The organism is Kribbella sp. NPDC002412, assembly GCF_053592935.1.
Map to the genome: position 1 here is coordinate 51,753 of NZ_JBSFBL010000043.1, position 11,923 is coordinate 63,675.

11 protein-coding genes are annotated in these 11,923 nt (G+C 70.4%); 5 read left to right on the forward strand and 6 right to left on the reverse strand.

Features of this window, described 5'->3' with window-relative positions; genetic code table 11:
* Nucleotide 1: 1 nt before the first annotated feature.
* On the reverse strand, nucleotides 2-1,294 hold the full coding sequence (locus ACWCOV_RS29600) for a glycoside hydrolase domain-containing protein (RefSeq protein WP_449832601.1): 1,293 nt from the start codon (nucleotides 1,292-1,294) through the stop codon (nucleotides 2-4).
* A gap of 99 nt (nucleotides 1,295-1,393) precedes the next feature.
* Here ACWCOV_RS29600 and ACWCOV_RS29605 point away from each other — a divergent pair, with 99 nt between their 5' ends.
* The 4 genes from ACWCOV_RS29605 to ACWCOV_RS29620 all read left to right on the forward strand — a co-directional run bounded on the left by ACWCOV_RS29605 (nucleotide 1,394) and on the right by ACWCOV_RS29620 (nucleotide 7,251).
* The gene (locus ACWCOV_RS29605) at nucleotides 1,394-1,867 is read left to right on the forward strand and encodes a GyrI-like domain-containing protein (protein WP_449832602.1); all 474 of its coding nucleotides are present in this window, start codon (nucleotides 1,394-1,396) and stop codon (nucleotides 1,865-1,867) included.
* A 17-nt stretch (nucleotides 1,868-1,884) separates the two neighbouring features.
* Nucleotides 1,885-2,931, forward strand: a complete 1,047-nt coding sequence (locus ACWCOV_RS29610; protein WP_449832635.1) for a DUF5937 family protein — start codon at nucleotides 1,885-1,887, stop codon at nucleotides 2,929-2,931.
* A gap of 215 nt (nucleotides 2,932-3,146) precedes the next feature.
* Complete coding sequence (locus tag ACWCOV_RS29615) at nucleotides 3,147-5,972, forward strand: glycosyltransferase (protein WP_449832603.1); 2,826 nt, start codon at nucleotides 3,147-3,149, stop codon at nucleotides 5,970-5,972.
* A gap of 55 nt (nucleotides 5,973-6,027) precedes the next feature.
* Entirely contained in the window at nucleotides 6,028-7,251 is a 1,224-nt protein-coding gene (locus tag ACWCOV_RS29620) for an MFS transporter (RefSeq protein WP_449832604.1), read from the forward strand.
* Here the strand turns inward: ACWCOV_RS29620 and ACWCOV_RS29625 are convergent.
* Entirely contained in the window at nucleotides 7,219-8,268 is a 1,050-nt protein-coding gene (locus tag ACWCOV_RS29625; RefSeq protein WP_449832605.1) for an FAD-dependent oxidoreductase, read from the reverse strand. The two genes, ACWCOV_RS29620 and ACWCOV_RS29625, sit on opposite strands and share 33 nt — an antisense overlap.
* Nucleotides 8,269-8,321: 53 nt before the next feature.
* On the opposite strand from ACWCOV_RS29625, the gene ACWCOV_RS29630 reads away from it, so the two are divergent.
* Entirely contained in the window at nucleotides 8,322-9,200 is an 879-nt protein-coding gene (locus tag ACWCOV_RS29630; protein ID WP_449832606.1) for a LysR family transcriptional regulator, read from the forward strand.
* On the opposite strand, the gene ACWCOV_RS29635 is transcribed toward ACWCOV_RS29630, so the two are convergent.
* From ACWCOV_RS29635 to ACWCOV_RS29650, 4 genes are all read right to left on the reverse strand, one after another.
* Nucleotides 9,190-9,672, reverse strand: coding sequence for a 2,4'-dihydroxyacetophenone dioxygenase family protein (locus ACWCOV_RS29635; protein WP_449832607.1), 483 nt, complete (start codon nucleotides 9,670-9,672; stop codon nucleotides 9,190-9,192). The two genes, ACWCOV_RS29630 and ACWCOV_RS29635, sit on opposite strands and share 11 nt — an antisense overlap.
* A gap of 10 nt (nucleotides 9,673-9,682) precedes the next feature.
* Nucleotides 9,683-10,384, reverse strand: a complete 702-nt coding sequence (locus ACWCOV_RS29640; RefSeq protein ID WP_449832608.1) for an SDR family NAD(P)-dependent oxidoreductase — start codon at nucleotides 10,382-10,384, stop codon at nucleotides 9,683-9,685.
* Nucleotides 10,385-10,475: 91 nt separating this feature from the next.
* Nucleotides 10,476-11,126 (reverse strand): hypothetical protein, encoded by a 651-nt coding sequence (locus ACWCOV_RS29645; RefSeq protein ID WP_449832609.1) that lies wholly within the window; start codon nucleotides 11,124-11,126, stop codon nucleotides 10,476-10,478.
* Nucleotides 11,127-11,213: 87 nt separating this feature from the next.
* On the reverse strand, nucleotides 11,214-11,921 hold the full coding sequence (locus tag ACWCOV_RS29650) for a hypothetical protein (RefSeq protein WP_449832610.1): 708 nt from the start codon (nucleotides 11,919-11,921) through the stop codon (nucleotides 11,214-11,216).
* Nucleotides 11,922-11,923 lie beyond the last annotated feature (2 nt).

Sequence of the window (11,923 nt, forward strand, 5' to 3'; positions counted from 1 at the left end):
GTCAGCAGCGCCGGAGCGGTGCGGTGTAGGTGGTCTTGCTCGTGGTGGCGACGTAGTAGTCGGTGACCCAGCTGCCGTCGCTCAGTCGGTCCCAGACGGACGTCGTACCGACTCTGGAGCCGGCGCGCTGGCAGGTCACCCACGCCAGCGACCCGATCGGCAACGGGCTCGGGTAGGCGGCGTACGACGTACCCGGTCCGTGTCGCCGGGTCAGGTTGTTGATCGTGGTCTGGAACGGATTGCTGCAGCCGGGGATGGGCGCGGAGTAGCCGGTCTTGTTCGGCGTCCGCACGTAGTAGTCGGTCACGTAGGTGCCGTCGATCAGTTTGTTCCAGACCGTGGTGGTGCCGATCTTCGGGCCGAAGGTCTGGCACACGATCCGTACGCCGGCGTTCGCGGCGATCGTGGACCGGACCGGGTAGGCGGTCGACGGGCCGGCGTAGGAGTGGATCGTGGTTCGGACCGTGTACGTGTACCAGACGCTCGCCACCGGTGCGTCGAAGCGGTCGCTGTCGATGTTCAGCGTCACGCCGCCGTGCGTCTCGTTGTGGTCGCCGACGTACTGCTTGCCTCGCTGACCGACCGCCCAGAAGGAGTTGGGCACGGTCGGCCAGCCGGTGAGCGAGCTGTTGCCGTCCCAGCGGGCGATCCAGAGCGCGTCGGGCCGGGCGTACGACGTGGAGTTGTACGCCGACGCAAGGTGCGGGGCGCCCGAATTCTGGTGTGCGTACACCCCGGAGAGGAACCCGAGCCGGTGCAGCTCCTTCGTCCACGCCGACAAGAAGCGCAGCACCGTCGTCTTGCAGGTCGCGTCGGTGGCCTCGTAGTGCTCCAGGTCGAAGTAGATCGCGCTGCCCGCCAGCAGGTTGAGCGCCCGGGCCGTGTTGACCGCATCCCTGGCCAGGAGGCCGCCTTGGAAGGTGGCGGACGGCGCGGTCATCTTCACGGCGTTGGTCCGGAACGTGCAAGGCGCCTGGTAGCCGAGGTAGATCGGGATCAGCCGGAAGCCCATCCGTGTCACGCTGCTGACCCAGCTGGGGGTGAGCTGCGGTTGCGCGCAGCTGCGATTGATCCCGCCGATGTAGATCCCGATCGCCTTGTACGGCGAGGCCTTCCACGCCGTCATCTGGGCGACCGTCGGCGCCGTGCACGTGTCGAACGCGAGCCCGGTGAACCGCGTCGCCGTACTCCCTGCCGGATAGGTCAACGGCGTCGTCGGCTCGGCAGACGCCGGCACCGGCAACCCCAACGACACCACCGCGACCGCCACCGCCAGCACCTTGATCCGGATCATCGCGATCACCCCCACCTCAGTAGACGCCCGGGAGCCTGGCAGGCGCCAGTCCTGCGCAGGCGTTAAGTTGAGGGGAGCGTCGAGTCGGGAGGTCGTGGGATGCCGGAGATCGTGAAGCGCGAGGAGCGGCCGTACGTCGCGTTGCGGGGGAAGGTCGCGATGGACGGGATCGGCGCGTTCGCCGAGCGGATGGGTGAGGTGGTGTCCTGGCTGGCCGCGCACGAGATCGCTCCGAACGACGCTCCGTTCTTCAAGTACGACGTGGTCGACATGGAAGCCGGGCTCGTGATGGAGGTCGGGTTCCCGGTCGACGACCTGCACCACGGTGAGGGGGAGATCGTGGCCGGCGTGCTCCCGGCCGGCCGGTACGTGACCGCCACCCACCACGGCCACCCGGACGGCCTGCTCGGCGCCACTCGCGACCTGCTCGCGTGGGCGACCGAGCAGGGCCTGGAGTGGGATGCCAACGGCAACAACTGGACGGCTCGGCTCGAGATCTACCGGTCCGACCCGCGCGAGGTCCCGGACCTGAACGACTGGGAGACCGACCTCGAGTTCAAGCTGAAGGACTGAGCCCGCCCTTGCCCAACGTGCTCGCCGGGATCAGCCGGCTCGATCCGGAACGGATCCGCCATGTCGCGTCGCCGCTGATCGAGCTCGGCTGCGCCCTGCACGTCCTGGCCGAGCCACGCCACCACAGCCGGACCGACTGGGCGTCCGCCGTACCGCTGTCCGACGCCCTGCGGGCCGAGCTCGCGCAGTGGACGTGGACCGTGCGGGCGATCCGCTCACGCTGTTTCGCGACGAGTACGGCGACCGGCCTGCCGACCTGGCAGGACGAGATGGCCGCCCTGCGGTCGCGCCGTCCCGAGGACCTGGCGGCCGACCTGATCCGCCCGCTGCGCGGCCTGCCGTCGAGCAGCCGGGCCACCGACACGGACGCCGTACTGCGCTGGGCCAGGAGTCGCGGCCGAGCCGTCGGCGACCTCGTCGAGGCGCTGCTGAACGATCCGGCCAAACCGGTACGGCGGTTCCTCGACCTGCTCGACGCCTGCTGGTCGGAGTGGTTCGAGGAGGTGTGGGAGCAGTCCCGGGACGCCCTGGCCGCCCGCGGCCGTCAGGATCGCGACCTGGCGATCCGCGCCGGCGTGGCCGCGATGCTGTGCTCGCTCGACGGTGCGATCAGCGTGCGGGACAAGGACAGCCTGCTGGTCCAGAAAGTGCAGAACAAGCGCATCGACCTGGGCGAGCGCTCGCTGTTGCTTGTTCCCAGCAACTTCATCGCGCCGCACCTGTTCCTCGGCGAGGTCCCGGGGGAGCCGCTCACCGTCATCTATCCCGCTGCCGACCGCGGTCCGGCCGTGCCGACCGCCCAGCAGGTCCGCGCCCGCCTGGAAGCCCTCGCCGCTCCGGATCGCCTCTTCGTCTGCCGGGCGGTGGCCAGCGAACCGCGCACCGCCGGCGAGATCGCCGGCCTCTGGGGACTCCACCCGACGCAGGTCACCCGCCACCTCCGCGCCTTGACCCGGGCCGGCCTGGTCACCGCCGAACGCCAGGGCCGCTTCGTCGCCTACCGCCTGGACGAGGACGCCTTCCGCAACCTCGGCACCGACCTCCTGAACCTGGTGATGAGGTGAAGTAACCAAGAAAGTCCGCGATGCCTGGCAACCAAATGGGGCGTTCGCGGCATCTATCCAGTGAGTCCGAGGCAACCTCTTGGGTTCGCTGGACACGGAGGGGATGAGCACCACCAACCGCACACACCGGGGGCATACGTCTGCCCAAATACCGGTATAGTCCGCAATTGTCAAGACCGCGATGCGATCTTGGCAGGCGCGTGGGGGGCAACACAGTGGATCGGAAGACAGACAGACGCCGAGACGACCGGCCGGGTAGCGGGCCGGCCCGGGACGGGATGCCGGCGCGGCTCGACGCGCCGGTGCGGCTGCTGGTGGGCCCGGCCAACTTCGCGGGTCAGGGCACCCGGTGGTCACGCGCGCTCGAGGAGCGGGTGCCGAGCGCGAAGGCGACCTCGTTCGCCTTCTTCCGGGGCGTCCTCGACTACCCGGTCGACTACGGCGTCCCGGCGCGCACGTACCGGCGCAACCGCCGGTGGCAGCTGAACTTCTACAACCACGTCGTGCGCAACTACACGCACGTGCTGATCGAGGCGGCGCGGCCGATCTTCGGCCCCTTGCACGGACCGGACGCGTCCGGCGACATCCAGTACCTGCTCACCAAGGGCCTGCACCTGGGGCTCATCGCGCACGGCTCCGACGTCCGCATCCCGAGTCGGCACGTCGAGCTCGAGCCGTGGTCGCCGTTCCCCGACCTCGAGGACGAGAGCGTCGAGTTGCTCGAGCGCAACGCCACCCGGGCGGTCGAGCTGTTCACGTCCTACCCGGGCTCGGTCTACGTCTCCACGCCCGACCTCCTCGACTACGTGCCGAACGCCGTCTGGTGCCCGGTGGTCGTCGACGTCGACACCTGGCGCAGCGACGCCCCGGTGCTCGAGCACAAGAAGCCGGTGGTGGCCCACGCGCCCAGCAAGTCGGCCATGAAGGGCTCCGAGCTCATCGACCCGATCATGGAGCGTCTCGCCCAACGCGGCCTCATCACTTACCGCCGGGTCGAGGGTGTCGACCCGGCGGACATGCCGGCCGTCTACCGTGACGCCGACATCGTCCTCGACCAGTTCCGCGTCGGTAGCTACGGCGTCGCCGCGTGCGAGGCGATGGCGGCGGGCCGGATCGTGGTGGGCCACATCGCCTCGCACGTCCGCGACCGTGTGGCCGCCGACACCGGGCTCGAGCTGCCCGTCGTCGATGCGACGCCGGACACCGTCGAACAGGTCGTGCTCGACCTCATCGCGGACCCGGAGCGGGGCCGCGAGATCGCCGCGCGCGGATCGGCCTTCGTCGAGCAGGTGCACGACGGCCGCCGTTCGGCCGAGGCGCTGGCCGCGTTCGTCGAGCAGCCGAGCATGGTGCCGGCCGACTGGAAGCCGCCGGGGGTCCGGCCCAAGGTCGTCATGATGGCCGGCAACGACATCGTCGTCGACGCCCGCGTGCTCAAGTACGCGCAGACGGTGGCCAACTGGGACCTCGACGTCACCTGCATCGGCATCCCCGGGCGCAAGCTCAGGGGCATCCGCCGGCTCGGCAAGGTGCAGGTGGTGTGCCCGCCCATCCAGTCGAAGGTGCTGGTGACGGGATGGCGCAAGCGGCTGGCCACCATCAAGGCCAACCTCAAGCCGTGGTTCAGCACCGAGGCCGAGTACCTGCTGGCCTACGGCCGCTGGCAGTACGCCAGCCGCGAGCTGCGCGCCGACCGCGGCCGCGACCGCCGCGACCACGAGCGCACCGGCGGCGAATCCGGCTCGTCCGTGCCGGCCGGTCGGTTCACCCTCGACCGGTTGCAGCGGGCGGCGCGCTGGCGGTCGCTGCGGCTGCACCGCGCCATCCTGCAGGCCCGCGCGTACTTCGTCCGGCGGGCGAAGCACAAGACGGCTGACCTCACCGACCTGGGCATCGGCAAGCGGCGTGAGCGGCTGCTCGCGCTCCACCGCCGGCTGCCGTCGGGCCGCTGGCGGCGGGTGATGCCCGAGGTGGTCGACCAGGAGCTGACCCTGGGCCCGCTGCTCGACCGCCTCCAGATCGAGGTCATCCACGTGCACGACGTGTTCATGCTCGGCATCGCGGCCCGCGCGGCGCACCGGGCGGCCCTGGACGGGCGCACCATCAAGATCATCTACGACGCCCACGAGTACATCCCGGGCGTGCCGGTGGTCGCCCCGCGCCGGGTCGCCGCGTACAGCGACCTCGAGCGCGAGTTCATCCGCGACGCCGACCGCGTCATCACGGTGTCCGAGCCGCTGGCCCGCTGGCTGCAGCGCGACCACAAGCTGGCCAGCCTGCCCGACGTCGTCCTCAACGCGCCGGTCGAGCCGCCGGAGGACGCCGAGGTCACGGGGCTGCGCGAGCTGCTGCGGCTGCCCGAAGACGTCCCGCTGCTGGTGTACGGCGGCGGCGTCAACCGCGCCCGCGGCGTCGGGACCGTCGTCGAGGCGCTGCCGCAGCTGCCCGAGGTCCACCTCGCGATCGTCGCGCGGGCCAACTCCGTCACCGCGGAGCTGCTCGCCCGCGCCGTCGAACTGGGCGTGGACGATCGCGTGCACCTGGCGCCGTTCGTCGACGCCGAGGTCGTGCCGTTGTACCTGCGCTCGGCCAGTATCGGTCTCAGCCCGCTGCTGCACGCGCCCAACCACGACATCGCGGTGACGAACAAGTTCTGCGAGTACATCGCCGCGGGGCTGCCGATCATCACCAGCGACACCCCGGCGCAGGCCGACCTGGTCAACGAGCTCGATCTCGGCGCCGTCTACACCGCAGGCGACGTGGACAGCCTCGTACAGGCGGTCTGGAACGTGCTCGCCGACCGCGACCGCATCGCCAAGCGCATCGCCGACGACCCCCAGCTGCAGCACCGGTTCTCCTGGGCCGCACAGGCCGAGGTCATCCGGTCGGTCTATGCCGACGTCATGGGCGACAGGCTGCCCGGCGCCGCCTGGGCCCCCGGCGCCACCATCGTCCGTCAGCTCGCCCCCGCCCCACCGGAGCTGCCGCCGACCAAATGGCACACCTTCAGGGAGAACGCGGCGAAGACTTCCCAGCACTGACGGAATCCGTCAATCCAACGGCCGACCGGACAAGGCTGCGGTTGAGTGGGCAGCTGTGACCGCCTCTCTTCCGCCCGCCGTGCGTCGCCTGGTGTTCGCCACGCTGGTCAACACGCTCGGGAACGGCCTCTACTTCGCGATCGGCGCGCTCTACCTGACCCGGATGGCCGGACTGTCGGTCGGCCAGGTCGGTGTCGGCCTGACCGTCGCGGGCCTCATCGGCCTCGTGTCCAGCACGCCACTCGGCACCGTCGCCGATCGACTCGGCCCCAACCGCGCGTACGTCGGTTTCCTGCTCCTGCAGGCGATCACGATGGCTGCGCTGACACAGGTGCGTTCATTTCCGGTGTACGTCGTGATCGCGGCGCTCACCGCGGTCGCGGACTCGGGGCAGCGTGGGGCCAAGGGGGCGTTGATCGCGGGCGTGGCTCCGGCCGACCAGCGGGTGCGGACCCGGGCGATCCTGCGGGTCGCGACGAACATCGGGATGGCCGTCGGGATGGGTGTGGCCGGGATCGTGCTGGCGGTCGACCGGCGGGACGTTTACGTGATCGCGTTGCTCGCGAACGCGGCGACGTACCTGGTCACTGCCGGCCTGGTCCGCTTCGGGATGCCGGAGGTCGAACCGGTGCCTGCCGCGACCGGTCCGTCCGCGCTGGCTGCGCTCCGGGACCGGCCGTTCTTGGCGTTCGTTGCCCTGGACGGCGTACTCAGCATGCACGCCGCGATGGCGCAGGTCGCGATCCCGCTCTGGGTGGCGACGGCAACCGACGCACCCCGCTGGCTGATCGCTGTGTTGCTTGTGCTCAACTCCGTGGCCGTAGTGCTCCTGCAAATCCGAGTCGCCCGCGGCACCGAGCACCTAGCCGGCGCAGCGCGAGCCGGTCGCCGCGCAGGCCTCCTCCTGGCCCTCGCCTGCGTTGTCCTGGCCCTCACCGACATCACCTCAGGCGCATTCACCATCGCTCTGCTGCTCCTGGCCGCCCTGGTCCACGTAGTCGGCGAAATGCTCCAATCCGCCGGCGGTTGGGGCATCAGCTTCGAACTGGCCCCACCCGGCGCGCAAGGCCAGTACCAAGGCGCCTACGCCATGTCCCGCCAATCCGGCGACATGATCGCCCCCCTCCTGCTGACCACGATCGCCATAGCCTGGGGCTGGCCCGGCTGGCTCCTCACCGCCCTCCTCTTCCTCACCGCCGGCCTCTTCATCCCAGTCGCAGTACGCCGCCATCGCAGCTGGACCGAGTCAAGCAGCAGCCCGTTGCAGCAGGTCGCGTAGGGAGCGGGCGGCGGTGAAGCCGGCTCGGTTGGCTCCAATGGTGCTGGCGGAGGGGCCGTAGCCGATGAGGTGGATGTAGGGGTCCAGGGCGGTTTGGGTGCCGTTCATGCGGATGCCGCCGGAGGGTTCGCGGAGGTGGAGTGGGGCCAGGTGGGCCAGGTCGGCGCGGAAGCCGGTGGCCCAGAGGATGGTGTCGACGGACAGGGCACGGCCGTCGGGCCACTCGACGCCGTCGGGGGTGATGCGGGAGAAGATCGGCTGCCGCTCGTAGACCCCGCGCCAAAGCGCGTCCTGCTCCTGCTCGCGGAGGTACAGGCCGGTCACGCTGACCACGCTCCGCGGCGGCAGTCCCGCGCGTACCCGCTCCTCGACCTTCGCGACCACGCGTCGGCCGAGCTCTGGCCCGAACTCCTCACCCGTGCGCCACTCCGGCGGCCGCCGCGTGACCCAGGTCGTGGTCGCGACCTCGGAGATCTCCGCCAGCAACTGCACCGCCGACGCGCCCCCGCCGACCACCAGCACGTGCTGGCCGGCGAACTCAGAAGCACCGCGGTAGTCGGCCGTGTGCAACTGCCGCCCGCGAAAGCTCTCGATCCCCGGATACCAGGGAATGAACGGCCGGTTCCACGTCCCGGTCGCGTTCACGATCGCCTCGGTCAGATAGGTCTCAGCAGAGGTCCGCACCTCGAACAGCCCGTCCACCCGACGCACACTCGACACCACCACCGGCCGCACGACGGGCAACGAGAACCGCTTCTCGTAGTCCGCGAAGTACGCCGGCACGAACGCGTTAGCCCGGTCCCCGTCGGCACTGGGCGGCACCGGCACCCCCGGCAGGTTCGCGATCCCGTGCACGTCCCGCATGGTCAGCGAGTCCCAGCGGTGCTGCCACGCCCCACCCGGCGCCGGATTCCGGTCCAGTACGACGACCTCGTCGTACGGCGTGAAGCCCAGCCGCACCAAGTGGTAGGCAGCCGACAACCCCGCCTGTCCCGCACCGATCACGACGACCTTCACACCCAGACCAACACACCGGACCGCAAAGGTCTTCCCCCGCTAGCGTGACCCCCATGGACCTGACCGCGGCGTACGGCTTCCGCCTGGACTGGATCGTCAGCTTCGTCGCGGTCGCCCGCCACGGCGGCTTCTCCGCAGCCGCCAAGGCCGTCTTCCGCGGCCAGTCCCGGATCAGTGAGCACGTAGCGGACCTCGAGCGCGCGCTCGGCGTACAGCTCTTCGACCGCTCGGCTCATCCCGCGCGCCTCACCCCGGAAGGCCGGGCGCTGCTGCCGCACGCAGAGGAGATCCTCGACCGGCTGCGCGAGCTGTCCGGTGCAGGGGGAGAGCTCCGCTTCGGCGCGTACCCGAGCGCGGCGGCGCACCTCTTTCCCCAGGTCGTACGGCGGCTGCCGCCCAACATCACGCTGCACCTGGTCGAAGGGCCGAGCATCGACCTGGAGAGCGCGCTGCTCCGCGGTGACATCGACCTCGCGATCCGCCCGGTCCACCCACTCGTCGCCGACGAGTCCCTGGAGCACGAGGTGCTGTGGCGAGAGCCGCTCGTCGCGGTGTTCGCCGAATCACATCCGCTCGCCGCGGCGGACGAAGTCACCCTCGAGCAGCTGGCCGTGCTTCCACTCATCTCCATCGGCGAGAGCTCCGGACCACGTCAGTTCGAATCGCACCTGGCCTTCGCGTCAGCGGGGCTGAACCCGGAGTCCGCCTTCCGCACCAACCAGCCGCAGACCTTGCTGTCGCTGGTCCGGCACGGCCTCGGCGTCGGCGTGACCAACGAGCTCGCGGTCACCACCGCGAACCTCACCGGCGTCCGCCTGGTGCCGATCCACGACGCCGGCGTCGAACGCCAGGTCGCCCTGTTCAGCCGGCGAGGACGCCGGTCGCCGGCCCTCGATCAGGTCGTAGACGTGATCAGGGCGATCACCGGATGAACTGGTCCACGTAGTCCGCGCCCAGGCCGTTCGCGCCGTAGTGGTCGCGGCACAGCTGGATCTTGGTGAAGGTGTCCTCGTAGCCGGTCTGGTTGCCGTCGTCGTCGACGTAGATCATCGCGCCGGAGATGTTGAAGAACGTGATCATCTCGGTGCAGTCCTCCGGCACCCGCAGCGTGTGGATCTCACCCGGCGGCTCGTACACGAACGACCCGGTCTCGGCGACCCAGTCGTGCTCGTCGTACTGCCACTTGCCCTTGATCACGTAGCCGAACACCGCGCTCGGGTGCCGGTGCCGGGACACGATGCCGGACCGGGTCACCTTGAGCAGGTTGCACCACTGCCCGGTGATCGTGTTCAGCATCAGCGGGCGGAACCACACGTCCGGCGCCTGCGGCACCCACAACCGGTCGTCCTCGGGCACCGCGGGTACGGCGATCTCCGCGGGAACTCCTGCCGAAACCGGGATCATCAGCGCTCCTTCACATGCTCTGGTAGCCGCCGTCCACGGGCAGGACGGCGCCGGTGACGAATCCCGCGTCCGGGCCGGCCAGGAAGGCGATCGCACCGGCGACCTCCTCCGGTGTGCCCCAGCGGGCCATCGGCGTACGGGAGATGATCCGGCCGGCGGCGTCCGGATCGGCTTGCAGGGCGGCGGTCAGCTCGGTGGCGATCCAGCCGGGCGCCACCGCGTTCACCCGGATGCCCTCGGTGGCCCAGGCGACCGCGAGCGACTTGGTGAGCTGCACGACTCCGCCCTTCGAGGCGCTGTACCCGGGGACCAGCGGCCCGCCGAAGTAGCTCAGCATCGAGGCGACGTTGACGATGCAGCCGCGGCTCACGGCGAGCAGGTCGTGCGCCGCCTCGGCGGCCCGCATCGCCCCGGTGAGGTTGATCTCGACGACCTCCCGGAACACCTCAGGCCGGTGCTCGTCGCCGCGTCGGATGACCCCGGCCGCATTGACCAGTACGTCGAGCCGGTCGAGCGACCCGATCAGGTCCTCCAACGCGTCCGGCGCGCGGAGGTCGAGCTCGTGCAGCTGAGTTGACCGCCGCAGCTCGGGAGACGCGGCCGACGTGTTCAATCCGGCGGCGAGCACGGTCGCGCCGTCGACGGCGAGCCGGACCGCGGTCGCTGCGCCGATACCGCTCGTACCTCCGATGACGAGCGCGGTCCGAGCCATGTCCGGCATCCTGCACCGCTGTCCTGGTCAGCACAACGAAGACCCGGACAGCGGATGCCCCCCATCCGCTGCCCGGGTCTCACGCCGAATGTCAGTCGCCGCTCACGTCGATGCGACGGTGGTACCGCTGGCCCGCCTTGCCGCCGATCACGGCCGCGAACAGCGTCACCAGCACGGCCGCGCCGACCGCGATCAGCCCGCCGGCGGTCATCGTCTCGTCGGTCAGCGGCACGGACGGCAGCTCCACGCGGTCCAGCACGTCGTACTGCGAACCGGCCAGCGCGGCGATCGCCGCGACGACCAGAGTGACCAGGACGCCGATCAGCCAGACGCCGAAGCCTTGCCGCCCGCCGTCGAAGCGAGCGAGCCGGCCCGCGACGTACCCGCCGTTGTAGTAGGCGATCGCCAGGATCAGCAACAACACACCGCCGGACACGAGGCCGATCGTGCCGGCCTCCGCCTCAGCCGCGTTCCAGTCGATCGTCACCGCGTAGTCGACAGCGGCCGCGACCGCGCCGACGATCCCGGTCAGCAGCGCGATCAGCCCGACCGCGACCAGCCAGCCGAAGAACGCGGCGCCACCTTTGAAGCCCCGGTACGCCGGGTCGACCTCGGTGGCCGCGGACGTCCGGACGTCGGCCCGGTGCAGCGGCTGGGTCGTGGTGACCTGCCGGTCGTCGTCATAGGGCTCGGCCGAGCCGAGCCGCTCTGCTTGCGTGTCCTCTCGATACTGCTGGGCCATGTCAGTTCTCCTCGCCAGACAGCCCCGTGTCGCACGTCCGGTACCCGCCGGAGGACTGGCTAAGCGTGGCGAAGTGGTGACTGACCGCTAATCGAGCAGCTGGTCGATCTTGTCGTGGTACCGCTTGCCGGTCTTGCCGCCCAGGATCGCGGCCAGCAGCGTGAGGACGACGAGGGCCGCCGCGGCGATGATGCCGGCGGTGGTCAGGCTGTCGGTCGACACCGCCACGTCCGGCCGGTTCAGCTCGGCGACCAGGTCGTACTGGCTGTTCAGCAGCGCACCCGCGCCGGCCGCCAGCACGGCGAACAGGAAGGCGAACATCCACACCCCGAAGCCGTTCCGCCCGCCGTCGAAGCGGGCCAGCCGCCCGGCGACGTACCCACCGGAGTAGAAGGCCAGGCTCAGCGTCAGTACGGCGATGGCCGCAGCCGTGATGCCCGCCGCGCCGGCCTGTGCCTCGGCGTCGGCTCGCGTGTAGTCGAGGACCTCCGCCGTACCCAGGGCGGCCGCGGACACGGCCAGCGACAGCAGCACCGACATGGCGATCGCGATCAGCCAGCCGAAGAACGCCGCGCCGAACTTGAAGCCGCGGTACGACAGCAGTTCGGGGTCGACGACGGGCTCGACCGGACCCGGCGGTTGGTCCGGAATGATCGTGACGCTGCTCATCGCCCGGTGCGCCGCCGCCCGTGCCTCCTCGTACCGCTGGGTGGTGTTCGCATCCGCGTCCTCAGGCACCGGCGCCGCCGCGACGGGCTGCGTCATCGTGGCGGTCTCGCCGTACTGCTGGACCATTC

Bases quoted from the DNA above. Each gene is read 5' to 3' on its own strand.
- ACWCOV_RS29635 (WP_449832607.1), bottom strand. From the start codon at position 9,672: ATGATCCCGGTTTCGGCAGGAGTTCCCGCGGAGATCGCCGTACCCGCG.
- ACWCOV_RS29600 (WP_449832601.1), bottom strand. From the start codon at position 1,294: ATGATCCGGATCAAGGTGCTGGCGGTGGCGGTCGCGGTGGTGTCGTTG.
- ACWCOV_RS29630 (WP_449832606.1), top strand. From the start codon at position 8,322: ATGGACCTGACCGCGGCGTACGGCTTCCGCCTGGACTGGATCGTCAGC.
- ACWCOV_RS29650 (WP_449832610.1), bottom strand. From the start codon at position 11,921: ATGGTCCAGCAGTACGGCGAGACCGCCACGATGACGCAGCCCGTCGCG.
- ACWCOV_RS29640 (WP_449832608.1), bottom strand. From the start codon at position 10,384: ATGGCTCGGACCGCGCTCGTCATCGGAGGTACGAGCGGTATCGGCGCA.
- ACWCOV_RS29645 (WP_449832609.1), bottom strand. From the start codon at position 11,126: ATGGCCCAGCAGTATCGAGAGGACACGCAAGCAGAGCGGCTCGGCTCG.
- ACWCOV_RS29605 (WP_449832602.1), top strand. From the start codon at position 1,394: ATGCCGGAGATCGTGAAGCGCGAGGAGCGGCCGTACGTCGCGTTGCGG.